Genomic DNA, 25,034 nt, shown 5'->3' with positions numbered 1-25,034 from the left:
CTAATTCTTCGCAACGGCGGGTTGGGCCGTCGTCGGTGCAATCGGTTCCCGCCAACCAACGGCAAGTCCGTTGGAATAACGCAGATCAATGCGGGCGATAGTGGTGATCTGGTCTTTGAGTGTCTTGTCGTAAATGGCAATGAAACGGCGCATCTTCTCCACCAGATGGTCGCGCCCCAACAGCAGCTCGATACCGGGCCCGGCGCTGCTCGCACCGGTAGTCAGGAACCAGCTGCCCCGCTCGCGCAGCTCCAGGCGAGCGATGGAAAAGCCCAGGGGGCGCAGCATCTGGCTCAATACCTGATACTGCTGCATGACTTGTTGCTGAGCACGCTGCGGCCCAGCCAGCTGCGGCAGGTGCTCGTAGTTGGCCAGTTCGCGCGGGGTGAAGGCCTGGCCCTGGTTGTTGAGCAAGGCTTCGTCGCCCCAGCGCGCCACCGGCAGTTGTTCTTCCAGGCGGATCACCACCTCGTCAGGCCACACCCGGCGCACTTCGGCGTGAGCGATCCATGGCATCTGCTCGAGCTCCGCACGCATCGCCGGCAGGTCGACGCTGAAGAAGCTCGCCGCCACGTACGGTGCGATGCGCTGCTGCACCGACTGCTGGCTGATGTAGCTGAGGTCGCCCTGCACGTCGATCTTGGTGATCGGCCGGTCGGCATACGGCATCAGGCGAATGGCGCCCTCATAGGCACCAAAGCCGGCCGCCACCAGCAGCACCGGCCACAGCAGGCGCTTGAGGCCTCCCAGGCTTGGCCGCGGCAGGCGCGCCGATACGGGCTCGTCGGCCACCAGCCGGCTGGCACCACGCGGCACCGGCTTGCTACGGCCGGTAACGGGTTGCTGCTGACGTATCATCGCGCCTTGCATGGTTGTTAACCTCGCGTCGTCACGCTTTCAGCCAGGATTGCCAGCACCAGTTGCTGGAAGTCCAGGCCGGCCGCGCGGGCCGCCATTGGCACCAGGCTATGATCAGTCATGCCCGGTGCGGTGTTGACTTCGAGCAGCCAGAACCGGCCCTGCTCGTCCTGCATCACGTCCAGCCGCCCCCAGCCTTCGATGCCGATGGCATCACAGGCACGTGCAGTCAGGTCGATCAGTTCCTGTTCCTTGACGCTATCCAGGCCGCACGGGATGCGGTACTGGGTATCGTTGGCGATGTACTTGGCGTCGTAGTCGTAGAACACGTGCGGCGTACCCAGGGCGATCGGCGGCAGCACCTGGCCGCGCAAGACCGCGATGGTGAACTCCGGGCCGTGGATCCACTGCTCCACCAGTACCTGGGAATCGTATTTGGCGGCGTCCTGCCAGGCGGCGACCAGTTCCTGGGCGCTGTTCACCTTGGCCATGCCGATACTAGAGCCTTCATGGGCGGGTTTGACGATAAGCGGGAAGCCCAGTTCCGTACTGGCCAACAAACAATCGCTTTCGCTCGCCAACACCGCGTGACGAGGGGTCGGAATGCCCAGGCTCTGCCACACCTGCTTGGTGCGCAGCTTGTCCATGGCCAGCGCCGAGGCAAGGATGCCGCTGCCGGTGTAGGGGATGCCCAGGCACTCCAGCAGGCCTTGCATGCTGCCGTCTTCACCGCCACGGCCGTGCAGGATGATGAACGCACGGTCGATCTTCTCGCGTTGCAGGCGCTCGAGCAGGTCATCTCCCACGTCGATGGCAACGACGTCGACACCGGCCGTGGTCAGCGCGTGGATCACCGCTGCGCCGGACTTCAGCGACACTTCACGCTCGGCGCTCTTGCCACCATACAGCACGGCAACACGGCCGAACGCCTTGACGTCCAGGGTCGAGTGCAGCTTTTCGTAGGCGCTGGTCATTTCGACTTCTCCTGCTTGGCGCCTGCGAACAGCGGGCTTTTCATCAACTGTGGGGCCAGGCCTCCGACATCACCGGCACCCTGGCAGATCAGGATGTCGCCAGCGCGCAGCAGTGGTTTGACCAGCGGCGCGAGTTCTGCGCCACGCTCGATGTAGATCGGGTCCAGTTTGCCGCGCTGACGGATGCTGTGGCACAGCTGACGGCTGTCGGCTCCAGGGATTGGCTCTTCGCCGGCCGGGTAGACTTCCATCAGCAGCAGCACGTTGGCATCGCCCAGCACCTGCACGAAATCGTCGTACAGGTCGCGGGTGCGGCTGTAGCGGTGCGGCTGGTAAACGATCACCAGGCGGCGGCTAGGCCAGCCACCACGCACGGCTTTGATCACTGCAGCTACTTCGGTCGGGTGATGGCCGTAGTCGTCCACCAGCATCACGCTACCGCCTTCGACCGGCAGTTCGCCGTATACCTGGAAGCGTCGGCCGACCCCCTGGAAGCCTGACAGGCCCTGGATGATGGCCTCGTCAGTGATGCCTTCGTCAGTGGCAATGGCAATGGTGGCCAGGGCGTTGAGCACGTTGTGGTTGCCAGGCATGTTCACTGACACGTCCAACGGCTCGCAGTCACGGCGCAGCACGGTGAAGTGGGTCTGCATGCCCTGTTGACGCACGTTGATGGCGCGGATGTCTGCCTCTTCGCTGAAGCCATAAGTCACGGTCGGGCGCTTCACCTGCGGCAGGATTTCGCGCACCACCGGGTCGTCCAGGCACATCACCGCCAGGCCGTAGAACGGCAGGTTGTGCAGGAACTCGACGAAGGTTTTCTTCAGTTTGTTGAAGTCACCTTCGTAGGTCGCCATGTGATCGGCGTCGATGTTGGTGACCACGGCCACCATCGGCTGCAGGTGCAGGAAGCTGGCATCGCTTTCGTCTGCTTCGGCGATCAGGTAGCGGCTGGTGCCCAGCTGGGCATTGGTACCGGCAGCGGTCAGGCGGCCACCGATGACAAAGGTCGGGTCCAGGCCACCGGCAGCGAACACCGAGGCCAGCAGGCTGGTGGTAGTGGTCTTGCCGTGGGTACCGGCAACCGCCACGCCGTGACGGTAGCGCATCAGCTCGGCGAGCATCTCGGCACGCGGCACCACCGGAATGCGTCGCTCAAGGGCGGTAGCCACTTCCGGGTTGGCCGGGTTGATGGCACTGGACACGACCAGCACATCAGCGGTGGCGGCGTTCTCGGCGCGGTGGCCGACGAAGATCTCGGCACCGAACGATTCCAGGCGCTCGGTCACCGGCGACGCTTTCAGGTCCGAACCGGACACTTCATAGCCCAGGTTCAGCAACACTTCGGCAATACCGCACATGCCCACGCCGCCGATACCGACAAAGTGAATACGGCGGATACGGCCCATCTTGGGCTGGGGCATGGCTTTCTGGCTCTCAACCATGGGCCACCTCCAGGCAGATATCGACCACGGTGCTGGTTGCAGCAGGTTTGGCCAGGCGCCGTGCGGTGCCTGCCATTACGGTGAGTTTCTCGGGTTGCATCAGCACCTCGTTCAGGCGTTCAGCGAGCTGCGCTGCGCCAGTTGTCGCTTGTGGCATCAGGAAGGCAGCGCCTTCACGGGCCAGATATTGGGCGTTGTGGGTCTGGTGATCGTCGATGGCGTGGGGCAATGGCACCAGCAGCGAAGGCAGGCCCGCTGCCGCCAGCTCGCTAACGGTCAGGGCACCGGCCCGGCACACCACCATGTCGGCCCAGCCATAGGCTTGGGCCATGTCCTTGATGAAGGGCTCTACCTGAGCCTCGACGCCCGCCTCGTGATAACGCTCGGCGGTGATTGGCGCGTGTTGCTTGCCGGCCTGGTGGAACACCTCTGGCCGCAGCGCAGCAGGGACTTCGGACAGGGCCTTAGGCAACAATTTGTTCAAGGGTTCCGCACCCAGGCTGCCACCGAGCACCAGCAGGCGCGCTCGGCGCTGGGCCAGGGGCGCGCGTTGTGCATCCATGAACAGCTCCGGGCGCACCGGGTTGCCGGTGGTACGACGCTTGTCGCTCGCCTCGAAGGTGTTCGGGAAAGCTTCGCAGACCCGCGCAGACAGTGGCACCAGCAACCGATTGGCGGTACCGGCACGGGCGTTCTGCTCGTGGATCACCAATGGCACGCCGCACAGCCGCGCGGCCACACCGCCGGGGCCAGTCACATAACCGCCAAAGCCCAGTACGCATACCGGCTTGAGCTGGCGAATGATGCGTCGCGCCTGCAGTACCGCCTTGATCAGGGTGAACGGCGCCTTGAGCAACGACAGCTTGCCTTTGCCGCGCAGGCCGCTGACCTGGATCAGGTGCAGCGGCAGGCCAGCCTGGGGCACCAGTTCGTTTTCGATGCCACGCGGGGTGCCCAGCCAGTGCACGGTAAAACCACGCGCCTGGAACTCCCGGGCGCAGGCCAGGGCCGGGAATACATGCCCCCCGGTGCCGCCCGCCATGATCAATATGTTTTTGCCGTCAGCGGCCATGACTGGTCTCCTCGGCAAAATCGCTTTCGCTGAACTCGTGTTCTTCGCTACCCAGGTGCGTGCGGCTCTCCCACTCGATACGCAGCAACAGGCCCACGCAGGCGCAACAGATCACCAGCGAGCTGCCCCCGTAGCTGAGGAACGGCAGCGTCAGGCCCTTGGTTGGCAGCAGGCCGACGTTCACCCCGATGTTGATCAGGAACTGGCCGATCCACAGGAACGCCAGGCCGAAGGCCACATAGGCGGCGAAGAACTGCTTGGCCTTCTCGGCCCACAGACCGATGTACAGGGCACGCACGGTCACGAACACGAACAGTGCAATGGTCAGCAGCGAGCCGACCACGCCCAGTTCTTCGGCCAGTACCGAGAACACAAAGTCGGTGTGTGCTTCGGGCAGGTAGAACTGCTTCTGCACGCTATTGCCCAGGCCAACACCCAGCCACTCGCCGCGGCCGAAGGCGATCAGTGCCTGGGTCAGCTGGTAGCCCGAGCCGAACTGGTCGGACCACGGGTCGGTAAAGGTGATAAGCCGCGCCATCCGGTAGGGCTGCGCCTGTACCAGCACGAACACCGCCAGTACCGCCAACACCACCATGAGGCTGAAGCGGAACAACCCAACCCCGCCGAGGAACAGCATGGCCGCCGCCGCACCCATCATCACTACGGTGGCACCGAAGTCCGGCTCCATCAGCAACAGGGCCGCCATGGGCAGCAGCACGATGAACGGCTTGAAGAAGCCCATCCAGGTTTCGCGCACCTCGGTCTGCCGGCGCACAAGGTAACCCGCCAGGTAGACGACCACGAACACCTTGGCGATTTCCGAAGGCTGGACGTTGAAGAAGCTGAAGCCGATCCAGCGCATGGAACCGTTCACTTCACGGCCGATACCCGGCACCAGCACCAGTACCAGCAGCCCGAAAGCGCCTAGCAGCATCATGAAGCCCATGCGCTGCCAGGTGGCGATCGGCACCAGCATGGTCGCGCCACAGGCAACCAGGCCCAGGAACACATACACCAAGTGGCGGAACATGTGGTAAAGCGGGTTGCCCGACTGCACCGCAGCCACTTCCGAGGACGCCGAGGTGATCATCACCAGGCCAAGGCCCAGCAAGGCCAGGCAGCCGGCGAGCATCGGGAAGTCCAGGTCGATGCCACGACCGCTGATCAGCGGCGACGGGTAGGGCTTGAAGATGCCGAAGATCATGCAAGGCCTCCCGCTGCCTGGGCAAACAGGCGCCCGCGCTCTTCAAAGTTCTTGAACATGTCGAGGCTGGCGCACGCCGGCGACAGCAACACCGCATCGCCCGCCTGGGCCAGCTCGGCACACTGCTGCACGGCGTCGTCCAGGGTCTTGACCCGCACCAGCGGCACGTCATCACCCAAGGCCTCGGCCAGGCGCTCGGCATCACGGCCAAGCAATACCACGGCGCGGCAGAAACGCTTGACTGGCTCGCGTAGCGCAGTGAAATCGGCACCTTTGCCATCGCCACCGGCGATCAGCACCAACTTGCCTTCGATATCGGCACCCAGGCCCTCGATGGCTGCCAGGGCCGCACCGACGTTGGTGGCCTTGGAATCGTCATACCAGTTCACGCCGTTACGCTCACGTACCCACTGGCAACGGTGGGCCAGGCCACCGAATTCACGCAGGGCTTCGAGCATGGGCTCGAACGGCAGGCCGGCCGCGTGCCCCAGGGCCAAGGCTGCCAGGGCGTTGCTTTGGTTATGGGCGCCACGCACCTTCAGCTCGCGTGCTGGCATCAGCGCCTGGAACTCGAACGCCAGGTATTTTTCACCGTCTACTTCACGCAAGCCGAAGGCTTTGAAATCGGGCTGGTTGAGGCCGAATGTCCAGCATGGGCGGCCTTCCACAGGCAACGGTCGGCTCAGGGCATCCTGGCGGTTGACCACCACCTGGCGGGCACCGCGGAAGATCCGGTGTTTGGCCAGGTGGTAGGCCGGCAGGCCGCTGTAGCGGTCCATGTGGTCTTCGCTGATGTTCAGCACAGTGGCCACTTCAGCATTGAGCTGGTCAGTGGTTTCCAGTTGGAAACTGGACAGCTCCAGCACGTACAGCTCGACGTCATCAGCCAGCAAGTCCAGCGCCGGGGTACCGAGGTTGCCGCCCACAGCCACACGTTTGCCTGCCTTGGCGGCCATTTCGCCGACCAGGGTGGTAACGGTGCTCTTGGCGTTGGAGCCGCTGATGGCAATGATCGGCGCCTTGGCGTGGTGGGCGAACAGCTCGATATCACCGGACAGCTTCACGCTACGCGCGGCGGCCTGCTGCAGGGCCGGGGTGGCCAAGGCCAGACCGGGGCTCACGTACAGCTCGTTGGCGCGGCACAGGAAGTCGACGTCCAGTTCACCACAGCGCACTTCCACCTGCGGGTAATCACGGCGCAGGGTGTCCAGTTCCGGCGGTTGCTCGCGGGTATCGGCGACCGCAAAGGCAATGCCCCGGCTCGCCAGGAAGCGAACCAGGGACATGCCGCTCTTGCCGAGGCCGACAACGATGCGGAATTGGTCGGAAGCGATCAAAGACACGCTCATCTACCTCAGTTTCAGGGTTGCAAGGCCGATCAGCACCAGAATCACGGTGATGATCCAGAAGCGGACGATCACCCGTGGCTCTGGCCAGCCCTTGAGTTCAAAGTGGTGGTGGATCGGCGCCATGCGGAACACGCGCTTGCCGGTCAGCTTGAAGGAGGCGACCTGGATCACCACCGACAGGGTTTCCACCACGAAGATGCCGCCCATGATGAACAGCACGATTTCCTGGCGGACGATCACGGCGATGGTGCCCAGCGCGGCGCCCAGCGCCAGCGCGCCGACGTCACCCATGAAGACTTGTGCCGGGTAGGTGTTGAACCACAGGAAGCCCAGGCCGGCGCCGATCAGCGCGCCGCAGAACACGATCAGCTCACCCGAGCCCGGCACGTAGGGGATCAGCAGGTATTCGGCGAACTTCACGTTACCCGACAGGTAGCAGAAGATGCCCAGGGCACCGCCCACCATCACCGTCGGCATGATTGCCAGGCCGTCGAGGCCATCGGTAAGGTTGACCGCGTTGCTGGAGCCGACGATGACGAAGTAGGTCAGCACGACGAAGCCAATGCCCAGCGGGATAGTGACATCCTTGATAAACGGCAGGATCAGCGTGGTCTCGACGCTGGTCGGCGCCGTCTTGTACAGGAACACGGCCGCAGCCAGCCCGAACACCGACTGCCAGAAGTACTTCCAGCGGCTTGGCAGGCCACGGGAGTTCTTTTCGATCACCTTGCGGTAGTCGTCAACCCAGCCGATCGCACCGAATGCCAAGGTCACGATCAGCACCACCCACACGTAGCGGTTGGACAGATCAGCCCACAGCAGGGTGCTGATGGCGATGGCCGACAGGATCAGTGCGCCACCCATGGTCGGGGTGCCGGACTTGGACAGGTGCGATTGCGGGCCGTCGTTACGCACGGCCTGGCCGATCTGGCGAATTTGCAGGGTACGGATCATCCACGGCCCCAGCCACAGCGCCAGGGACAACGCGGTCAGTACACCAAGAATCCCGCGCAGGGACAGGTACTGGAAGACCGCGAAGCCTTTGTGGAACTGTTGCAGATACTCGGCCAACAGCAGCAGCATTAATGTTTCTCCCCGCTGGCACCGCACAATGCCGCCACGACGTTTTCCATCGCAGCGCTGCGCGAGCCCTTGATCAAGATAGTGGTGTCGCTGGCATTTTCAGCGCGAACAGCGTCGATCAGCTCAGCTTGAGTAGCGAAATGATGGCCATTGGCGCCGAACGCCGTGACCGCATGCATCATGTTGGAACCCACTGCGTACAGGGCGTCGACCTTGCCACGCGCGTAGTCACCCACCTGACGGTGGCCTTCTTGCGCCCATTGCCCCAATTCGCCGATATCCCCAAGCACCAGGACGGTGCGTCCGGAAAAGCCGGCGAGTATATCAATGGCCGCGCACATGGAGGTGGGATTTGCGTTGTAACTGTCGTCGATCACCCGCACACCGTTCGGCGCGACCTGCGCCACGGTGCGGCCCTTGACCGGCTGCACGGCAGCCAGGCCGGCGGCAATGCCGTTCAGGGTCAGACCAACGGCATGGGCGGCAGCGGCGGCAGCCAGGGCGTTGCTGACGTTATGGGTACCCAGAAGGTTCAGCTGTACCTGCACGCTGCCATCAGGCCCGTGCAGGGTGAACGACGGGCAGCCACGCGCGTCGCGACCAATGTCGCTGGCGTGGAAATCGGCCTGCGGGTTATCCAGTGCAAACGTGAAGATGCGGTGGTTGCCGGCACGTTTGCGCCAGATTTCGAACGCCTTGTCGGCCAGGTTGAGGATGGCGACACCGCCCTCACCCAGGCCTTCGAGAATTTCGCCCTTGGCTTCGACGATCTTCTCGGGCCCACCGAATTCGCCAACGTGGGCGGTACCTGCGTTATTGATGATGACCACCTGAGGTTTGGTCAGGCCGACGGTGTAGCGGATTTCACCGATGCGCGACGCACCCAGCTCGATCACTGCAGCGCTGTGCTCCGGAGCGATTTCCAGCAGGGTCAGCGGCGCGCCAAGGTCGTTGTTCAGGTTGCCGCGGGTGGCATGCACCAGGCCGCGGGTGCGCAGGATGCTGGCAAGCATCTCCTTGACCGTGGTCTTGCCACTGGAACCGGTAATCGCCACCACGGGCTTGTCGAACGCAGCGCGGTTCAGGGCGCCGAGCTGACCAAGCGCTACCCGGCAATCATTGACCCGCAACTGCGGCAGGTCGACACCGGCCACCTCACGCTCGACCAGGGCGGCGACTGCGCCTTTGGCTTTGACATCAGCCAGGTAGTCATGGCCATCGAAACGCGGGCCGGCCAAGGCGACGAACAGCTGCCCGGCGCTGACACTGCGGCTGTCGATGCTGACACCGGTGAAAGTGGCGTCGGTACCGACTTGTTGACCACTCAGTGCTGTGGTCAGCTGGCTGAGTGTCATCGGCTTAAGCATGTGGAGCCTCCCAGGCTGCAAGGGCCTTCTCGGCTTCGGTCAGGTCGGAGAAGCCATGGCGCTCGCCATTGATCTCCTGATAATCCTCATGCCCCTTGCCCGCCAGCACGATCACGTCGTTGGCAGCGGCTGAGGCGATCAGGTGCGCAATGGCTTCGCCACGGCCGGCGACGAACTCGACGTCTTCAGGCTTGGTGAAGCCGGGACGGATGTCGTCGAAGATGCGCAGCGGGTCTTCCGTGCGCGGGTTGTCGTCGGTGACCAGCACACGGTCGGCCAGGCGCTCGGCCACTTCAGCCATCAATGGGCGCTTGCCGCGATCACGGTCGCCGCCGCAGCCAAACAGGCACAACAGTTGGCCGTGGGCATGCGGGCGCAGGGCTTCAAGCACTTTTTCCAGGGCATCCGGGGTGTGCGCGTAGTCGACCACCACCAGTGGTTTTTGACCGCCACCCAGGCGCTGCATGCGGCCCACAGGCCCTTGCAGGCGCGGGGTGACCTCAAGGATTTCGTCCAGCGCGTAATCCAGCGCCAGCAGGGTTGCCACGGCGGCCAGCATGTTGCTCAGGTTGAAGCGGCCCAGCAGCTGGCTGCGCAGGGTGCGCTCACCCTGAGCAGTCACCAGCGTGGCTCGCACGCCATCGTCACTGAACACGGCCTCGCGGCAGAACAGCGAGGCGTCGGGGTTTTCCAGGCTATAGCTGAGCAGCCGGGTCTCGACCAGGTCGACACTCGGGCGGCGAGCAAAGTCTTCGGCCAGGCGACGACCAAAGTCGTCATCCAGGTTGATCACCTGGCAACGCAGGTTTGGCCAGGCGAACAGCTTGGCCTTGGCCGCCTCATACGCCTGCATGCTGCCGTGGTAATCCAGGTGATCACGGGACAGGTTGGTCATGACCGCGATGTCGAACGCCAACGCAGCGACACGCCCTTGCTCCAGGGCGTGAGAGGAAACCTCCATGGCCACGGCCTTGGCGCCCTGCTTTTTCAGGTCGTAAAGGGTGGACTGTACGGCAATCGGGTCTGGCGTGGTCAGGCGACCACTTTGCAGTTCACCGTAAAAGCCGGTCCCCAAAGTGCCAATAAGGCCGCAGCGCTGGCCGAGCACATCAAGCGCCTGGGCCACCAATTGAGTAACGCTGGTCTTGCCGTTGGTACCGGTCACACCCACCAGGTTCAGCTGGCGGCTGGGCTCACCATAGAAGCGCCCGGCGATGTCCGAGAGTTGGGCGATCAGGCCCTTGACCGGAATCAGCGGCACATCGGTCAGCGGCAGCACGTTGGCGCCCTGCTCTTCATAGGCCACGGCGGCAGCGCCACGGGCCAAGGCATCGGCGATATGTTCGCGGCCATCAACCTTGGCGCCCGGCACGGCCAGGAACAGATCGCCGGGGCGTACATTGCGGCTGTCCAGGGTCAGTTCACGAATCAGCGGGTCACGGCTGGCGTGAGCGAAAAGCTTGCTCAATGGCATTGTCATCATCCACGCCCTCCCTTGGCGGCTGCTGCATTGACTTGCGACTGTTCGGCGGGTGCCGGTGGCGGCAGGTTGTCTGGCGGTACGTTCATCAAACGCAGGGTGCCGGACATGACCTTGCTGAATACCGGCGCCGAAACCAGGCCACCGAAGTAACCACCCTTGCCCGGCTCGTCGATGACCACGACGATGGCGTAGCGCGGGTCGCTCATTGGCCCGAAGCCGGCGAACAGCGAACGGTAGGCGTTTTCGGTGTACCCCTTGGACCCCACCGTGGCTTTACGCGCTGTGCCGGACTTGCCGGCCACGTGATAGAACGGCACCTGGGCACGGAACACACCACGCGGTGCTTCAATCACCTGCTGCAGCATGCCCTGAACGGTTTCGGCGGTTTCCTTCGGAATGGCTTGCACAGCTTCCGGAGCCTTGTCGACCTTGATGATCGACAGCGGCACCATCTTGCCGTCGTTGGCCAGCGCCGCGTAGGCATGCACCAGCTGCAGGGCGGTCACCGACAGGCCATAGCCATAGGAAAGGGTCGCGGTTTCAGCCTTGCGCCACTCGCGGTGGTTGGGCAGGTTGCCGACACGCTCACCCGGGAAGCCAAGGCCGGTGTACTGGCCCAGGCCGACCTGGGACATGACGCGGTAGATGGCCTCGCCACCAATGTCGAAGGCGATCTTGCTCATGCCGACGTTACTGGAGTTGATCAGGATGCCGGTCAGGTCGAGGATCGGGCCCTCGCTGCGCGACACGTCCTTGATGGTGTAGCGGCCGATCTGCAAGCTGCCCGGGTAAACCTCGACCTTGTCGGTCGGCTTCCAGCGGCCGCTTTGCAGTGCCGCACTCATGGAAATCGGCTTGACCGTGGAACCGGGCTCGAACACGTCGATGATTGCCCGGTTGCGCATCGCTGCCGGGAACATGCTGCGGCGGTTGTTCGGGTTGTAGGTTGGCTGGTTGACCATGGCCAGGACTTCACCAGTCTTGACGTCCATGATCACCAGGCTGCCGGCCTTGGCGTCCTGCTCGGCAATGGCGTTGCGCAGCTCGCGGGTAGCCAGGTACTGCAGGCGCAGGTCTATCGACAACGCCAAGGTCTTGCCGGCCTTGGCGTTCTTGGTTACCTGGATGTCCTTGATCAGCCGGCCACGCCGGTCCTTGATCACCTGCCGCTTGCCGGGCACGCCGGCCAGCCACTCGTCATAGGCCAGTTCCACCCCTTCGCGACCGTGGTCGTCGAGGTCGGTGAAGCCGACCATGTGCGCGGTGACATCGCCGGCCGGATAGAAGCGGCGGAATTCTTCCAGGCCGTACACACCAGGCACTTTCAGGTCGAGCACGTGCTGGCCCTGCTCCGGGGTCAGGCCGCGGACCAGGTAGATGAACTCTTTGCTGGCCTGCTGGGTCAGGCGCTCGACCAGTTGCTGCGGGTTTTGCCCCAGCGCTGCGGCCAGCTGTGGCCAGCGGTCTTTGGACGCCTGCATTTCCTTGGGGTTGGCCCACAGGGTGGTGACCGGGGTACTCACAGCCAATGGCTCACCGTTGCGGTCGGTGATCAGGCCACGGTGCGCAGGGATAGGGATGTGACGCAAACTGCGCGCATCGCCCTGCCCCTTGAGGAAGTCACGGTCGACCACTTGCAGGTCGATGATGCGCCAGCAGATAGCGCCGACCATGATTGCCAGCAAGCCGATCACCACGCGGAAGCGCCACGGGTAGAGTGCGCCTTCGAGCTTCATCATGGCGCCACCATCCGCACTTCGTCAGCCGCAGGCACGCGCATTTTCAACTGCTCGGAAGCCAGGTTTTCGATACGGCTGGCGGCGGTCCAGGTGCTCTGTTCCAGAATCAGCCGGCCCCACTCGGCCTGGGCCTTGTCACGCTCATTCAACTCGCCGTAAAGGGTATTGAGCAACTGACGGTTCCAGTGCGCGCTGTAGGACACGGCGACGGCCGAAACCAGCACGCCGATAAACAGCAGAAGCATCAGGAAGCTTCCGCCTGGCAAAGGCTTGGCAAAGAGCCTGCTCACCGCAGTTTCTCCGCCACACGCATCACGGCGCTACGCGAGCGTGGGTTGGCCTTGAGCTCGGCTTCGGAGGCGAACTGGGCCTTGCCGATGAGCTTGATTTTCGGCTCGAAGACTTTGTGCTGTACCGGCAGGTTGCGTGGCAGGTTGTCGGCCTCGCCCTTGACCAGCTTGCGCATGAACAGCTTGACGATACGGTCCTCAAGGGAGTGGAAACTGATCACTGCCAGGCGGCCACCGACCTCGAGTGCATCCAGCGCGGCCTCCAGGCCAGCCTCCAGGTCACCCAGCTCGTTGTTGACATGGATCCGCAGCCCCTGGAAGGCACGGGTAGCCGGGTTCTTGCCTTTTTCCCAGGCCGGGTTGGCAACCTTCAGCACTTCCGCCAGGTCGGCAGTGCGGGTGAACGGCTCCTTTTCGCGGCGCTCGACCACGGCACGCGCCATGCGGCCGGAGAAACGCTCTTCACCGTACTCTTTGAAGACACGGGCAATTTCTTCCACAGGCGCAGTGGCGATGAACTCGGCGGCACTGATGCCCTGATCCGGGTTCATGCGCATGTCCAGCGGGCCATCATTGAGGAAACTGAAGCCACGCTCTGGGTCATCCAGTTGCGGCGAGGACACGCCCAGGTCCAGCAGTACACCGCTGACCTTTCCGTGCAGGCCGCGTTCGGCCACTTCTGCACCCAGCTCGGCAAAGCTGCGCTGCACAATGACAAAGCGGCCGTCTTCGGCCGCCAGCGCTTGCCCCGTGGCAATCGCCTGTGGATCTTTGTCGAAGCCCAGCAGCCGCCCTTGCGGCCCGAGCTTGCTGAGAATCAGCCGGCTGTGTCCGCCACGGCCGAAGGTGCCGTCCAGATAGCAACCGTCGGCGCGCAGGGCCAATGCCTCGACAGCTTCGTCGAGCAGGACGGTAATGTGGTTGAAGCCGCTATCTATGGTCACAGGATCAGGTCACGCAATTCGTCGGGCATAGCGCCCGGTTGTTGAATAGCTGCAAGGTCGGCTGCCGAAACCGTGTTCCAGGCATCTTCATCCCACAGCTGGAATTTGTTCAGTTGCCCCACCAGCATCGCCTTCTTGTCGAGTTTGGCGTACTCACGCAGGCGGGGCGGCACCAGGAAACGCCCACTGCCATCGAGCTCCAGGTCAACCGCATTACCGATCAGCAAACGCTGCAGACGGCGGTTTTCCTCACGCAACGATGGCAAGGCTCGCAACTTGGCTTCTATCTGTTCCCACTCATCGAGGGGGTATACGCACAAGCAGGGGTCAACGGCGTCAATGGTCACGATCAGCTGGCCATTGCAACGCGAATCCAGCTCGTCACGGTACCGACTCGGCATGGCGAGACGTCCCTTGGCATCGAGGCTGACGGCGTTGGCTCCGCGGAACACGGCTGTGATTCCCCACAATGTTAGCTTTTTTGTGCCAGAAAACCCACTTCATCCCACTTTCTGCCACTTGCGCACACTATAGGAATCCGCCCGCAGCACCGTCAAGGCACGTTCATAAGGAAAAGCCTTACAGGACCGAGATTTAGCGCGATAAGGGAATGTGGAAGCACTACCGAGGAAGAGAAAACACGAGAAAAATCAAACCCACGCAAGCAAATGGAGTTCGAACTTAAAGTGATTTATCAAGAGTAAGATTTTTTCGGTATTACCAGAGAGGATCTGCTATCGAATCAAGCAGGGGAGGAAAAGGTGGAGAGTCGATCTGTAAGCCGGGTTTTGTCGAGGACAGTCATTCCTCTACGACGGCCATCACTGGACGCCTCTAGCAACCTACCCGGTTCCGACGCGGGCCACGCCTGATGGAACCCTATTTGGTCTTGCTCCGAGTGGGGTTTACCTAGCCACGAACTGTTGCCAGACGTGCGGTGCGCTCTTACCGCACCTTTTCACCCTTACCGGCACCGAAGTGCTTAGGCGGTTATTTTCTGTGGCACTTTCCGTAGGCTCGCGCCTCCCAGGCGTTACCTGGCACTCTGCCCTATGGAGCCCGGACTTTCCTCCCCCTGCTGCTCACACAACAAAAAGTTGCGGAACAAAAACAGGCAGCGACTGTCCGATCGACTCTCCGCCGCCAAGGTTACCGGCACGCGCGCACAAGAACAAGCAATACCGGCAATTATATCAAACTGCCACTATTCGGTTTTCTGCTTTTCCAGCGCAAGTTGATACAACAGGTTCTTGCGCACACCGGTAATTTCCGCCGCCAGCGCCGCAGCCCGCTTCAGTGGCAGCTCGGCCAACAGCAGGTCGAGTACTCGCTGGGCCTCGGTACTGATGGCCTGCTCGCCCTCCGGCGCGCTCCAGCCGCCAACCAGTACCACGCACTCACCGCGCTGCTGGTTGCTGTCGCCGGCAACGAACGCGCGCAGCTCGGCCAGCGGCAGGCCCTTCAGGGTCTCGAAGGTCTTGGTCAGCTCGCGCGCCAGCAGTGCCGGGCGTTCGCCACCAAAAACCAGCTCCATGTCTTCGAGGCATTCGAGGATACGGTGCGGGGCCTCATAGAAAATCAGCGTACGCGGCTCTTCCTTCACCTGCTCGAGGCGCGCCCGGCGCCCGGCCTGCTTGGCCGGCAGGAAGCCTTCGAAAATGAAGCGGTCCGACGGCAGGCCGGCCGCCGACAGTGCGGCGATCAAGGCGCAGGCGCCCGGCACCGGCACCACGCTCACCCCCGCAGCCCGCGCCTGGCGTACCAAGTGGTAGCCCGGGTCGGAAATCAGCGGCGTGCCGGCATCGGAAACCAGTGCCACGTTCTCGCCAGCCAGCAGCTTGGTGAGAAAACGCCCGCCCTCATCACGCTCATTGTGTTCATGACAGGCCGCCAGCGGTGTGTCGATGCCAAAGTGTTGCAGCAGGCGGATCGAATGGCGGGTGTCTTCGGCGGCGATCAGCGCCACATCCGCCAGCACCTTCAGCGCCCGGGCGCTCATGTCGTCGAGGTTGCCGATGGGGGTTGCCACCACATACAGCGTCCCCACCGTGGATTTCGAAGCCCCTGCCACATCAGTCACTGCGCACACCTGTCATTCGGATCAAAGGCGCCATTGTAGCCCGAGCGCCTGCAACAGGGCGCAAAGAACTTCGCCAGCGATCGGCGGCAGGCCACCTATAGTGAAGGATCAGCACAGCAACATCGCGCCCCGGCCAGTGCTTGGGTACAATTGCCGGCCAACTTGATCGAGTAACAGGACCTTTACATGATCGCTTGCCTGCGGCTGCTCACAGCCCTCTGCCTCGCTGCCCTGCTGGCAGCCTGCGCCAGCTCGCCCTCATCCAGCCTGGGCGAACTGCCACGCACCCCGGATGCCAGCATCGAGCAACTGCTCGAAAAAGCCGCTTCCAGCAAGTCAGCGGAAGATGCCGCCCTGCTGCGCCTGAGCGCGGCCGACCTGGCCTACAAGCAGAAGGACTTCCCACGCGCCGCACGCATTCTTGAGCAAGTCCCGCTGGACACACTCAAGCCGGCCCAGCAAGTGTTCGCCAGCACCCTCGCGGCCGAGCTGGCCATGAGTCGAAACCAGCCCAAGGCGGCCCTGACTGCCCTGGCTCACCCCAGCCTGCAACGTGTAGCCGAGCTGCCGGCGGAGCAGCAAGCGCGCACTTACAATGTGCACGCCGCCGCCCTTGAAGCCGACGGCCAGACCCTGGCTGCCGCGCAACAGCGCGTGCTGCTGGCCCCGCTGCTCAGCGGCCAGGCTGCCAGCGCCAACAATGACGCCATCTGGGCACTGGTCGCCTCGTTGCCGGCAGAGCAACTGCAGCAGCCAGCCAACGACCAGACCCTGGCCGGCTGGACCAGCCTCGCCTTCGCCGTGAAGAGCGCCGGCACCCTGGAGCAGCAGCAAGCGGCCATCGATACCTGGGTCAAACAGCACCCAGGCCACCCTGCCGCCCAGCAACTGCCGCTGGCGCTGACCAAGCTCAAGGAGCTGGCCAGCCAGCCACTGACCAAGATCGCCCTGCTGCTGCCCCAGGAAGGCCCGCTTGCCGGTGTTGCCCGCGCCCTGCGTGACGGTTTCATGGCCGCCCACTTCCAGGCCCAGCAAGCTGGCCAGCCAGCGCCTGCGGTGCAAGTGTTCGACAGCTCGCGCATCGGCTCGCTAGACGATTTCTATCGCCAGGCCCAGGCCGCCGGCGTGCAACTGGTCATCGGCCCGCTTGAAAAGCCACTGGTCAAACAACTGGCCGCCAAACCGCAACTGCCGATCACCACACTGGCCCTGAACTACGCCGACGCCGGCCAGAAGGCCCCGCCGCAACTGTTCCAGTTCGGCCTGGCTGCCGAAGATGAAGCACGCGAAGTCGCCCGCCGCGCTCGCGCCGACGGCATGGTCCGCGCCGTGGCCCTGGTGCCGAGTGGCGAATGGGGTGACCGCGTGCTGGCCGCCTTCCGCCAGGACTGGGAAGGCAATGGCGGCACCCTGCTCGCTGCCGAGCGCATTGCCCAGCCGGTTGCCCTCGCCCAACAGATCGCCGACCTGTTCCAGCTGCGCCAGAGCGAAGGCCGCGCCAAGAGCCTGCAAAGCACGGTAGGCGGCAGCATCGCCGCACAACCGTCGCGCCGCCAGGATATCGATTTCATCTTCCTGGCCTCGACCCCGCAACAGGCCCAGCAGATCAAGCCGACCCTGAACTTCCAGTACGCCGGTGACGTCCCGGTCTATGCCACCTCGAACCTGTACAGCGCCAGCGGCGACGTCAACCAGTACAATGACATGAACGGCATCCGCTTCTGCGAAACGCCGTGGCTGCTCGACACCAGCAACAGCCTGCGCCAGCAAGTGGTACAGCAGTGGCCGCAGGCCGCTGGCAGCCTTGGCCGCCTGTATGCCATGGGCGTCGATGCCTACAGCCTGGCGCCGCGCCTGGGCCAGCTGAAAGCGCTGCCGGACAACCGTGTCCAGGGCCTTTCGGGCAGCCTGAGCATCAACGCCAACCAGCGTATCGAGCGCCAGCTGCCATGGGCCGAGTTTGCCGGCGGCCAGGTCAAGCGCCTGCCTGACACCGCGCGCTGATGCCAACAGCGTCGCCCACAAGCGCCGGGCAAGCAGCAGAAACCCAAGCCCTTGAGTACCTTCAAGGGCAGGGCCTGCAGCTGCTGGCGCGTAACTGGCGATGCAAAGGCGGTGAGCTTGATCTGGTCATGCTTGACGCCGATACAGTAGTATTCGTCGAAGTCCGCTACCGGTTGCACGCGTGCTTCGGTGGCGCCCTCGCCAGCATCGACGGGCGCAAGCAGAAACGGTTGGTGCTCGCCGCCAGCCGGTACCTGCAGAAGGCGCCCCACTGGGGCAACCACCCCTGCCGCTTCGACGTAGTCGCCCTGCAGGGCAGCCACCATGCAGGCAGGCCGCTTCAATGGCTGAAAAACGCCTTCGAATGCTGAACCCACTTCGTTTTTTTTGCTCTATGTTTCGCGGGCTGGTCGTTGTTGCGCGTCGCAAAGGCCACCGCCCCACTTAAGGTCACCAGATGGACATGCAATCCCGAATTCGCCGGCTGTTCCAGGCCAGCATCGATACCAAGCAACAGGCAATGGACATCCTGGCACCGCACATCGAGCAGGCCAGCCTGGTCATGGTCAATGCGCTGCTCAACGAGGGCAAGATGCTCGCCTGTGGCAACGGCGGCTCGGCCGGTGATGCCCAGCACTTTTCGTCGGAACTGCTCAACCGTTTCGAGCGCGAGCGCCCGAGCCTGCCAGCCATCGCGCTGACCACCGACAGCTCGACCCTGACCTCGATCGCCAACGACTACAGCTACAACGAAGTCTTTTCCAAGCAGATTCGCGCCCTGGGCCAGCCCGGCGACGTTCTGCTGGCAATCTCCACCAGCGGCAATTCGGCCAACGTCATCCAGGCGATCCAGGCCGCACATGACCGCGAAATGATTGTCGTAGCATTGACCGGCCGCGACGGCGGCGGCATGGCTTCGCTGCTGCTGCCCGAAGACGTGGAAATCCGCGTACCCTCGACGGTTACTGCACGCATCCAGGAAGTCCACCTGCTGGCGATCCACTGCCTGTGCGATCTGATCGACAGCCAACTGTTCGGGAGTGAAGAATGACCCCTATGCGCCTCGGCCTGATGGCCCTGACTCTGTGCCTGAGCGTCACCGGTTGCAGCTCGGTACTTACTTCTACGCGCAATTCGCCGATCGAAGACGATCGCGGTACGCGCACCATTGGCAGCAAGATCGACGACTCGCTGATCGAAACCAAGGCCTCGGTGAACATTTCCAAGGCCAGCCCTGACCTGGACAAGGGCTCGCACATTGTTGTCAGCAGCTACAACGGCATCGTCCTGCTGGCCGGCCAGACCCCACGCGCCGACCTCAAGAGCCTCGCCGAGCAAACCGCCAGCCAGGTACAGCGCGTCAAGAAAGTGCACAACGAACTGCAGGTGATGCAACCCTCCTCCATCCTGGCACGCAACAACGACGCCTGGCTGACCACCAAGATCAAGACCCAGATGCTGGGTGACAGCGCCGTGCCAAGCTCGCGCATCAAGGTGATTACCGAAAACGGTATCGTCTATCTGCTCGGCCTGGTGACCCAACAGGAGGCCAATTCGGCCACCGCCGTGGTACAGGGCGTGTCGGGTGTGCAGAAGATCGTCAAGCTGTTCGAGTACATCGACTGATTCATTGCTGCCTGCACCGGCCTCTTCGCGGGTGAACCCGCGCCCACAGGGATCTCACAGCTTTCAAGCCTTGTGCATTCCTGTGGGAGCGGTTTTACCCGCGAAAGGGCCAGTACAAGCAACAACAATGCCCCACCTTTCAGAAACCCAGGAAACACCGCATGAAAAAGCTTCTGCTGCCTGCCCTGCTGATCGGCACCTTCGCCACCCTGGCCGGCTGCTCCACGCCAAGCCTGATCACCCTCAACGATGGCCGTGAAATCCAGGCTGTCGACGCACCGAAGTACGACCGCGATGCAGGCTTCTACGAGTTCCAGCAACTCGATGGCAAGCGCACCCGCATCAACAAGGACCAGGTACGCACTATCAGCGACCTGTAACCCGAAGTTGGCGGCAAAGAAAAAGGCGATCCATTTGGATCGCCTTTTTTGTTACTTGACCACTTTCAGGCTTGGCCGACCACTTGGGCGCGGCGGCTGGCCACCCCCTTCCGGCGGGCCATCGTCGTCCGGCTGCACATCATCCTCTTCCAGCTCGTCGCCATCCATCGGCGACTCCAGCTCGAAGACCATGCCTTGGCCATTTTCACGGGCATAGATGCCCAGGATGGCGCCAACCGGCACGAACAGCGAATGGGCCACGCCACTGAAGCGGCCCTCGAAGCTGACTGCGTCGTTATCCATGTGCAGGCTGCGCACGGCACTTGGCGAGATATTCAAGACGATCTGACCATCACTGGCGAAACCATCCGGCACCTGGACTTTCGGGTATTCGGCATTGACCAGCATGTGGGGCGTGCAATCGTTGTCGACGATCCACTCATACAGTGCTCGAACCAGATAGGGGCGACTGGAGTTCATCAACAGCTCCTTAAAGCTTGCGCATTTCACGTTCTACAGAGGACAGGCTCGCCAGGAAAGGCTCGCGAGCGAACTGCCGCTCCATGTAATCCAGCAGCGGCTTGGCTTGCCGCGGCAATTCGATACCCAACACCGGCAAACGCCAGAGTATGGGCAATAGACAGCAATCGACCAGGCTTTGCTCCTCACTCATGAAACAGGCGTACTCACCGAACAATGGTGAAACACCGGTCAGGCTTTCGCGCAGGGCCTTGCGTGCCTCGGCACGGGCGGCCTCGGTGCTGCGCGCGTCCAGAACGGTGTCGGCCAAGGCACACCAGTCGCGCTGGATGCGGTGCATCAGCAAACGGCTGTTACCCCGCGCAACCGGGTACACCGGCATCAGCGGTGGGTGCGGGTAACGCTCCTCGAGGTATTCCATCACCACGGTCGACTCATACAACGCCAGGTCACGGTCGACCAGGGTCGGCACACTGCCGTAAGGGTTCACCTCGGCCAGCCTGGCCGGCAGGCGACTGGGGTCGACATCGATGACCTGGACGCTGACACCCTTCTCGGCCAGCACAAGGCGTACCCGATGAGAATAATGATCAGCGGGATCGGAATAGCAGGCTAACCTGTTGGTTGCGCCCATGTAGCGGCTCCTCGCACGGGATGCTTGTGCAACTGTAAATGAAAACGCGCCCGGGGTACCCTGGCAAAACTGCCAGGGCGCCCCGGGCGCGTTCAACAACCAGAAACTACTGCGTGATCAGTGCACGTCCTTCCAGTATTCACGCTTGAGCAAGTAGGCGAATACGAAGAAGAAAGCCAGGTACAGCAACACGTAGGTACCAATGCGCTGGCTTTCCAGTTTGACCGGGTTGGCCGAATAGGCCAGGAAGGTCACCAGGTTCTTGACCTTCTCGTCGAACTGCTCGGTCGTCAGGGTACCGGAATTCGGCGTAATGGTCAGCTGGTCACAGGCTTCATGGGTGATCGGGCTGCCGGTCAACGGGTCAAATTGCTTCTTGCCATCGACCACGGTCTGCACCTGCTTGCAGCCAACCACCTGGTTACCCTGCAGGCCAACCAGCACGTTAGGCATGCCCACGTTCGGGAACACCTTGTTGTTCACCCCGTAAGGGCGCGACGGGTCTTCGTAGAAGCTGCGCAGGTAGCTGTACAGCCAGTCGGTACCCCGCACACGGGCGACCAGGGTCAGGTCGGGTGGCGCAGCGCCGAACCAGGTCTTTGCGTCGCTGGGCTTCATGCCGATCTGCATGTGGTCACCGATTTTGGCGCCGGTGAACACCAGCTTCTCGAGCATCAGCTCGTGAGGGATGCCCAGGTCATCAGCCACCCGCTCGTAACGCTGGAACTTGGCACTGTGGCAACCCATGCAATAGTTGGCAAAGGTGCGCGCACCGTCCTGCATGGCCGCCTTGTCGGTCAGGTCGATATCGACCTTGTCCAGCTCCAGGCCATGTTCGGCAGCGAAGGAAAAGGCAGGCATCACTGCCAGCAAAAATACTGCAATCAACTTTTTCATCAGCCAGTCACCCTTTCCGGAACCGGTTTGGTCTTCTCGAGCCTTGTGTAGAACGGCATCAGCAGGAAGTAGGCGAAGTACAACACCGTGCACACCTGCGACAGCAAGGTACGCCCAGGTGTCGGCGCCAGCACGCCCAGCACGCCGAGGATGACGAAGGCCACGCAGAACACCAGCAGGAAGAGCTTGCTGATCCAGCCCTTGTAACGCATGGAACGTACCGGGCTGCGGTCAAGCCAGGGCAGCACGAACAGCACAGCGATGGCCGCACCCATGGCGATCACGCCCATCAGCTTGTCAGGTACCGCGCGCAAGATCGCGTAGAACGGTGTGAAGTACCACACCGGCGCGATGTGCTCGGGCGTCTTGAACGCGTTGGCCTGCTCGAAGTTCGGTTTTTCCAGGAAGTAACCACCCATCTCCGGGAAGAAGAACACCACAGCACAGAACACGAAGAGGAACACCACCACGCCAACGATATCCTTGACGGTGTAGTAAGGGTGGAACGGGATACCGTCCAGCGGAATGCCGTTTTCGTCCTTTTTCTTCTTGATGTCGACACCATCGGGGTTGTTCGAACCCACTTCGTGCAGAGCAAGAATGTGCAGCACCACCAGGCCGAGAATCACGATGGGCAGAGCGACCACATGCAGGGCGAAGAAGCGGTTCAGGGTGATGCCCGAAATCAGGTAGTCACCGCGGATCCACTGGGTGAGGTCGTCACCGATCACCGGGATGGCGCCGAACAGGGAGATGATTACCTGGGCACCCCAGTACGACATCTGGCCCCACGGCAGCAGGTAACCCATGAAGGCTTCCGCCATCAGCGCAAGGTAGATCAGCATGCCAAACAGCCAGACCAGCTCGCGTGGCTTCTGGTAGGAGCCGTAGAGCAGGCCGCGGAACATGTGCAGGTAGACCACGATGAAGAACGCCGACGCACCGGTGGAGTGCAGGTAGCGCAGGATCCAGCCGTATTCCACGTCACGCATGATGTACTCGACCGAAGCGAACGCCTCTTCCGCCGAGGGCGTGAAGCTCATGGTCAGCCACACACCGGTGACGATCTGGTTGACCAGTACCAGCAATGCCAGGGAGCCGAAGAAGTACAGGAAGTTGAAGTTCTTGGGCGCGTAATACTTGCTCAGGTGGTCTTCCCACATTTTTGTGGCGGGGAAGCGAGCATCAATCCAGTCCATGAACTTGCTCATCATGCGTTCTCCTGGTCGACGCCGATGACGATGATATCGTCCGACTCGTAAGAGTGCGGCGGCACTGGCAGGTTGAGAGGTGCCGGCTGCGACTTGTAGACACGGCCGGCCAGGTCGTAGTGGGAGCCGTGGCACGGGCAGAAATAGCCACCCACCCATTTCGGACCAAGGTCAGCAGGCGCAACTTCCGGGCGGAAGGTGGGCGAGCAGCCCAGGTGCGTGCACAGGCCGACGAGAATGAGGATTTCCGGCTTGATCGAGCGAACCTCAGGGTCGACGTAGGTCGGCTGCACCGAAGCCTTGGACTCTGGATCAGACAGGTCACCCGTAATTTTTTTCAGGTTGCCAAGGATTTCTTCCGTTCGGCGCACGATGAACACCGGCTGGCCACGCCACTCAGCCACCATCTGCTGCCCGGCCTCGACCTTGGCGATATTGACCTTCACCGGTGCACCCGCGGCTTTCGCCTTGGCACTGGGAAACCATGACCCCACGAACGGTACCGCAGCCCCCACTGCTCCCGCTGCCCCGACCACGGATGTCGCGGCTACGAGGAAGCGGCGCCGGCCTGCGTTGACGCCGTCATTGCTCATTCAGTCCTCTCCCATCAGCTTGCTTGGCCTGTTGAACCAGGCTCGTACTTAGGTTGTGTCAATGGCACTAAAATTTGGCAGCCATGGTAAGAAACAAAACCACACACTGACAAGGTGATTACCCAAGCAAGGGCCACAACCCGCGCTTTGCTTGATCTGCGTCTATGCGACAAGCGGCCACTGACATGCTGACAGGTTAGTTCAAGCCAAAAAAAAAGCCCGGTTCCAAGGAACCGGGCTTTTTTCGACTGCCGAAGCGGTATTAACGCTTGGAGTACTGAGGACGCTTACGCGCTTTACGCAGACCCACTTTCTTACGCTCAACTTCACGAGCGTCGCGGGTGACGTAGCCAGCACGACGCAGAGCGCCACGCAGGGTTTCGTCGTATTCCATCAGAGCGCGGGTGATACCGTGACGGATCGCACCGGCTTGACCGCTGACACCACCACCGGAAACGGTGACGTAGATGTCGAATTTCTCAACGGTTTCGGTCAGCTCGAGTGGCTGGCGAACAACCATGCGAGCGGTTTCGCGACCGAAGAACACGTCCAGAGAACGGTTGTTGATGGAAATGTTACCAGTACCCGGACGCAGGAATACGCGAGCGGTTGCGGTCTTGCGACGGCCAGTGCCGTAATTTTGAGTCGCCGACATAATGAACTATCCCGTTAGATCTTCAGTTCTTGAGGCTGCTGAGCAGTGTGTGGGTGAGCAGCACCCGCGTACACTTTCAGCTTGCGGTACATGTCGCGACCCAGCGGGTTCTTAGGCAGCATGCCTTTGACCGCGGTTTCGATAACACGCTCAGGGGCCTTGGCGATCAACTTCTCGAAGTTGATTTCCTTGATACCGCCCGGGAAGCCGGAGTGGGAGTAGTACATTTTGTCGGAAGACTTGGCACCTGTCACACGAACCTGCTCGGCGTTGATAACGACGATGTAGTCGCCGGTGTCAACGTGAGGGGTGTATTCTGGTTTGTGTTTGCCACGCAGACGGCTAGCGATTTCGGTAGCCAGACGACCCAGGGTCTGGCCAGCGGCGTCGACTACGAACCACTCGCGCTTTACTGTTTCCGGTTTAGCAGTAAAAGTTTTCATTCTCTAAAGCCTCAGAGGCCGCCCAGCGAAAAATAGACGGCGAATCTTACTGGATAGTGCACAGCTTGCCAAGGGCAAGCGCGCAGCCGAACACAGACGCTTTTGGGGGCTCGGGTCGGGCACGCCAATGTTCGACGGGGTTCTTCCTGCGTGATGGTGCATCACTTCCGCCACGCGGAGAGGGGCTGAATTATCCAGATTGCGAGAAAAATTTCAACCTGCT

Annotated in this window: 26 protein-coding genes and 1 other RNA gene; 5 read left to right on the top strand and 22 right to left on the bottom strand. The window is 62.3% G+C overall.

The window, feature by feature from the left end; translation table 11 throughout:
- From LU684_RS25830 to rsmI, 15 genes are all read right to left on the bottom strand, one after another.
- On the bottom strand, positions 1–870 hold the full coding sequence (locus tag LU684_RS25830; protein ID WP_012274056.1) for a cell division protein FtsQ/DivIB: 870 nt from the start codon (positions 868–870) through the stop codon (positions 1–3).
- A 5-nt stretch (positions 871–875) separates the two neighbouring features.
- On the bottom strand, positions 876–1,832 hold the full coding sequence (locus tag LU684_RS25825) for a D-alanine--D-alanine ligase (protein WP_016488960.1): 957 nt from the start codon (positions 1,830–1,832) through the stop codon (positions 876–878).
- Positions 1,829–3,277: a UDP-N-acetylmuramate--L-alanine ligase gene (gene murC / locus LU684_RS25820; protein ID WP_016488961.1), complete on the bottom strand. Its 1,449-nt coding sequence runs from the start codon at positions 3,275–3,277 to the stop codon at positions 1,829–1,831. Before murC ends, LU684_RS25825 begins: the two co-directional genes overlap by 4 nt.
- A complete protein-coding gene (gene murG, locus LU684_RS25815) occupies positions 3,270–4,349 on the bottom strand; it encodes an undecaprenyldiphospho-muramoylpentapeptide beta-N-acetylglucosaminyltransferase (RefSeq protein WP_016488962.1) in 1,080 nt (359 codons plus the stop codon). The genes murC and murG overlap by 8 nt, the downstream gene beginning before the upstream one ends.
- Entirely contained in the window at positions 4,339–5,553 is a 1,215-nt protein-coding gene (ftsW, locus tag LU684_RS25810) for a putative lipid II flippase FtsW (RefSeq protein ID WP_016488963.1), read from the bottom strand. Before ftsW ends, murG begins: the two co-directional genes overlap by 11 nt.
- The gene (gene murD / locus LU684_RS25805; RefSeq protein WP_232895199.1) at positions 5,550–6,896 is read right to left on the bottom strand and encodes a UDP-N-acetylmuramoyl-L-alanine--D-glutamate ligase; all 1,347 of its coding nucleotides are present in this window, start codon (positions 6,894–6,896) and stop codon (positions 5,550–5,552) included. Before murD ends, ftsW begins: the two co-directional genes overlap by 4 nt.
- 6 nt (positions 6,897–6,902) lie before the next feature.
- Positions 6,903–7,985, bottom strand: a complete 1,083-nt coding sequence (gene mraY, locus LU684_RS25800; protein WP_016488965.1) for a phospho-N-acetylmuramoyl-pentapeptide-transferase — start codon at positions 7,983–7,985, stop codon at positions 6,903–6,905.
- Positions 7,985–9,352 carry a UDP-N-acetylmuramoyl-tripeptide--D-alanyl-D-alanine ligase gene (locus LU684_RS25795; RefSeq protein WP_096426727.1) on the bottom strand — a complete coding sequence of 456 codons (1,368 nt, stop codon included), beginning with the start codon at positions 9,350–9,352 and terminating at the stop codon, positions 7,985–7,987. The genes mraY and LU684_RS25795 overlap by 1 nt, the downstream gene beginning before the upstream one ends.
- Complete coding sequence (locus LU684_RS25790; RefSeq protein ID WP_371919270.1) at positions 9,345–10,835, bottom strand: UDP-N-acetylmuramoyl-L-alanyl-D-glutamate--2,6-diaminopimelate ligase; 1,491 nt, start codon at positions 10,833–10,835, stop codon at positions 9,345–9,347. The genes LU684_RS25795 and LU684_RS25790 overlap by 8 nt, the downstream gene beginning before the upstream one ends.
- Positions 10,832–12,571 (bottom strand): peptidoglycan D,D-transpeptidase FtsI family protein, encoded by a 1,740-nt coding sequence (locus LU684_RS25785; protein ID WP_161775544.1) that lies wholly within the window; start codon positions 12,569–12,571, stop codon positions 10,832–10,834. Before LU684_RS25785 ends, LU684_RS25790 begins: the two co-directional genes overlap by 4 nt.
- The gene (ftsL, locus tag LU684_RS25780) at positions 12,571–12,864 is read right to left on the bottom strand and encodes a cell division protein FtsL (protein WP_016488969.1); all 294 of its coding nucleotides are present in this window, start codon (positions 12,862–12,864) and stop codon (positions 12,571–12,573) included. Before ftsL ends, LU684_RS25785 begins: the two co-directional genes overlap by 1 nt.
- A complete protein-coding gene (gene rsmH / locus LU684_RS25775; protein ID WP_016488970.1) occupies positions 12,861–13,808 on the bottom strand; it encodes a 16S rRNA (cytosine(1402)-N(4))-methyltransferase RsmH in 948 nt (315 codons plus the stop codon). The genes ftsL and rsmH overlap by 4 nt, the downstream gene beginning before the upstream one ends.
- Positions 13,805–14,260, bottom strand: coding sequence for a division/cell wall cluster transcriptional repressor MraZ (mraZ, locus tag LU684_RS25770; RefSeq protein WP_019439042.1), 456 nt, complete (start codon positions 14,258–14,260; stop codon positions 13,805–13,807). The genes rsmH and mraZ overlap by 4 nt, the downstream gene beginning before the upstream one ends.
- Positions 14,261–14,569: 309 nt before the next feature.
- Positions 14,570–14,945, bottom strand: an RNA gene (gene rnpB, locus LU684_RS25765) — RNase P RNA component class A.
- A gap of 67 nt (positions 14,946–15,012) precedes the next feature.
- On the bottom strand, positions 15,013–15,888 hold the full coding sequence (rsmI, locus tag LU684_RS25760) for a 16S rRNA (cytidine(1402)-2'-O)-methyltransferase (protein WP_016488972.1): 876 nt from the start codon (positions 15,886–15,888) through the stop codon (positions 15,013–15,015).
- 186 nt (positions 15,889–16,074) lie between these two features.
- On the opposite strand from rsmI, the gene LU684_RS25755 reads away from it, so the two are divergent.
- The 5 genes from LU684_RS25755 to LU684_RS25735 all read left to right on the top strand — a co-directional run bounded on the left by LU684_RS25755 (position 16,075) and on the right by LU684_RS25735 (position 19,898).
- A complete protein-coding gene (locus LU684_RS25755; protein ID WP_016488973.1) occupies positions 16,075–17,892 on the top strand; it encodes a penicillin-binding protein activator in 1,818 nt (605 codons plus the stop codon).
- The gene (locus LU684_RS25750; protein ID WP_016488974.1) at positions 17,892–18,263 is read left to right on the top strand and encodes a YraN family protein; all 372 of its coding nucleotides are present in this window, start codon (positions 17,892–17,894) and stop codon (positions 18,261–18,263) included. The genes LU684_RS25755 and LU684_RS25750 overlap by 1 nt, the downstream gene beginning before the upstream one ends.
- An 86-nt stretch (positions 18,264–18,349) precedes the next feature.
- A complete protein-coding gene (locus LU684_RS25745; protein ID WP_012274070.1) occupies positions 18,350–18,943 on the top strand; it encodes a phosphoheptose isomerase in 594 nt (197 codons plus the stop codon).
- Positions 18,940–19,518, top strand: coding sequence for a BON domain-containing protein (locus LU684_RS25740; protein WP_016488975.1), 579 nt, complete (start codon positions 18,940–18,942; stop codon positions 19,516–19,518). Before LU684_RS25745 ends, LU684_RS25740 begins: the two co-directional genes overlap by 4 nt.
- A gap of 161 nt (positions 19,519–19,679) precedes the next feature.
- A complete protein-coding gene (locus LU684_RS25735) occupies positions 19,680–19,898 on the top strand; it encodes a YgdI/YgdR family lipoprotein (protein ID WP_016488976.1) in 219 nt (72 codons plus the stop codon).
- 51 nt (positions 19,899–19,949) lie between these two features.
- Here the strand turns inward: LU684_RS25735 and LU684_RS25730 are convergent, their stop codons facing one another.
- The 7 genes from LU684_RS25730 to rplM form a co-directional block, all read right to left on the bottom strand.
- The gene (locus tag LU684_RS25730) at positions 19,950–20,378 is read right to left on the bottom strand and encodes a ClpXP protease specificity-enhancing factor (protein WP_016488977.1); all 429 of its coding nucleotides are present in this window, start codon (positions 20,376–20,378) and stop codon (positions 19,950–19,952) included.
- Between the two features lie 10 nt (positions 20,379–20,388).
- The gene (locus LU684_RS25725; RefSeq protein WP_016488978.1) at positions 20,389–21,012 is read right to left on the bottom strand and encodes a glutathione S-transferase N-terminal domain-containing protein; all 624 of its coding nucleotides are present in this window, start codon (positions 21,010–21,012) and stop codon (positions 20,389–20,391) included.
- Positions 21,013–21,129: 117 nt separating this feature from the next.
- Positions 21,130–21,909, bottom strand: a complete 780-nt coding sequence (locus LU684_RS25720; RefSeq protein WP_016488979.1) for a cytochrome c1 — start codon at positions 21,907–21,909, stop codon at positions 21,130–21,132.
- Positions 21,909–23,120, bottom strand: coding sequence for a cytochrome b (locus LU684_RS25715; protein ID WP_024717460.1), 1,212 nt, complete (start codon positions 23,118–23,120; stop codon positions 21,909–21,911). Before LU684_RS25715 ends, LU684_RS25720 begins: the two co-directional genes overlap by 1 nt.
- Positions 23,120–23,713 carry a ubiquinol-cytochrome c reductase iron-sulfur subunit gene (petA, locus tag LU684_RS25710; RefSeq protein WP_016488981.1) on the bottom strand — a complete coding sequence of 198 codons (594 nt, stop codon included), beginning with the start codon at positions 23,711–23,713 and terminating at the stop codon, positions 23,120–23,122. Before petA ends, LU684_RS25715 begins: the two co-directional genes overlap by 1 nt.
- Positions 23,714–23,975: 262 nt before the next feature.
- Complete coding sequence (gene rpsI, locus LU684_RS25705) at positions 23,976–24,368, bottom strand: 30S ribosomal protein S9 (RefSeq protein WP_003260797.1); 393 nt, start codon at positions 24,366–24,368, stop codon at positions 23,976–23,978.
- A 14-nt stretch (positions 24,369–24,382) separates the two neighbouring features.
- Positions 24,383–24,811, bottom strand: a complete 429-nt coding sequence (gene rplM / locus LU684_RS25700) for a 50S ribosomal protein L13 (RefSeq protein WP_003260798.1) — start codon at positions 24,809–24,811, stop codon at positions 24,383–24,385.
- Positions 24,812–25,034 lie beyond the last annotated feature (223 nt).

Source organism: Pseudomonas sp. NMI542_15 (assembly GCF_021283425.1).
Classification (GTDB): Bacteria; Pseudomonadota; Gammaproteobacteria; order Pseudomonadales; family Pseudomonadaceae; genus Aquipseudomonas; species Aquipseudomonas fortuita.
Note: the sequence above shows the minus strand (reverse complement) of the source record. Positions and strands in the feature narration are given on the sequence as shown.

What these genes read in the sequence shown, in the direction of transcription:
- LU684_RS25830 (WP_012274056.1), bottom strand. Translation starts at nt 870, where the DNA reads ATGCAAGGCGCGATGATACGTCAGCAGCAACCCGTTACCGGCCGTAGC.
- LU684_RS25825 (WP_016488960.1), bottom strand. Translation starts at nt 1,832, where the DNA reads ATGACCAGCGCCTACGAAAAGCTGCACTCGACCCTGGACGTCAAGGCG.
- murC (WP_016488961.1), bottom strand. Translation starts at nt 3,277, where the DNA reads ATGGTTGAGAGCCAGAAAGCCATGCCCCAGCCCAAGATGGGCCGTATC.
- murG (WP_016488962.1), bottom strand. Translation starts at nt 4,349, where the DNA reads ATGGCCGCTGACGGCAAAAACATATTGATCATGGCGGGCGGCACCGGG.
- ftsW (WP_016488963.1), bottom strand. Translation starts at nt 5,553, where the DNA reads ATGATCTTCGGCATCTTCAAGCCCTACCCGTCGCCGCTGATCAGCGGT.
- mraY (WP_016488965.1), bottom strand. Translation starts at nt 7,985, where the DNA reads ATGCTGCTGCTGTTGGCCGAGTATCTGCAACAGTTCCACAAAGGCTTC.
- LU684_RS25795 (WP_096426727.1), bottom strand. Translation starts at nt 9,352, where the DNA reads ATGCTTAAGCCGATGACACTCAGCCAGCTGACCACAGCACTGAGTGGT.
- LU684_RS25790 (WP_371919270.1), bottom strand. Translation starts at nt 10,835, where the DNA reads ATGATGACAATGCCATTGAGCAAGCTTTTCGCTCACGCCAGCCGTGAC.
- LU684_RS25785 (WP_161775544.1), bottom strand. Translation starts at nt 12,571, where the DNA reads ATGAAGCTCGAAGGCGCACTCTACCCGTGGCGCTTCCGCGTGGTGATC.
- LU684_RS25755 (WP_016488973.1), top strand. Translation starts at nt 16,075, where the DNA reads ATGATCGCTTGCCTGCGGCTGCTCACAGCCCTCTGCCTCGCTGCCCTG.
- LU684_RS25750 (WP_016488974.1), top strand. Translation starts at nt 17,892, where the DNA reads ATGCCAACAGCGTCGCCCACAAGCGCCGGGCAAGCAGCAGAAACCCAA.
- LU684_RS25745 (WP_012274070.1), top strand. Translation starts at nt 18,350, where the DNA reads ATGGACATGCAATCCCGAATTCGCCGGCTGTTCCAGGCCAGCATCGAT.
- LU684_RS25740 (WP_016488975.1), top strand. Translation starts at nt 18,940, where the DNA reads ATGACCCCTATGCGCCTCGGCCTGATGGCCCTGACTCTGTGCCTGAGC.
- LU684_RS25735 (WP_016488976.1), top strand. Translation starts at nt 19,680, where the DNA reads ATGAAAAAGCTTCTGCTGCCTGCCCTGCTGATCGGCACCTTCGCCACC.
- LU684_RS25730 (WP_016488977.1), bottom strand. Translation starts at nt 20,378, where the DNA reads ATGAACTCCAGTCGCCCCTATCTGGTTCGAGCACTGTATGAGTGGATC.
- LU684_RS25725 (WP_016488978.1), bottom strand. Translation starts at nt 21,012, where the DNA reads ATGGGCGCAACCAACAGGTTAGCCTGCTATTCCGATCCCGCTGATCAT.
- LU684_RS25720 (WP_016488979.1), bottom strand. Translation starts at nt 21,909, where the DNA reads ATGAAAAAGTTGATTGCAGTATTTTTGCTGGCAGTGATGCCTGCCTTT.
- LU684_RS25715 (WP_024717460.1), bottom strand. Translation starts at nt 23,120, where the DNA reads ATGAGCAAGTTCATGGACTGGATTGATGCTCGCTTCCCCGCCACAAAA.
- petA (WP_016488981.1), bottom strand. Translation starts at nt 23,713, where the DNA reads ATGAGCAATGACGGCGTCAACGCAGGCCGGCGCCGCTTCCTCGTAGCC.
- rpsI (WP_003260797.1), bottom strand. Translation starts at nt 24,368, where the DNA reads ATGTCGGCGACTCAAAATTACGGCACTGGCCGTCGCAAGACCGCAACC.
- rplM (WP_003260798.1), bottom strand. Translation starts at nt 24,811, where the DNA reads ATGAAAACTTTTACTGCTAAACCGGAAACAGTAAAGCGCGAGTGGTTC.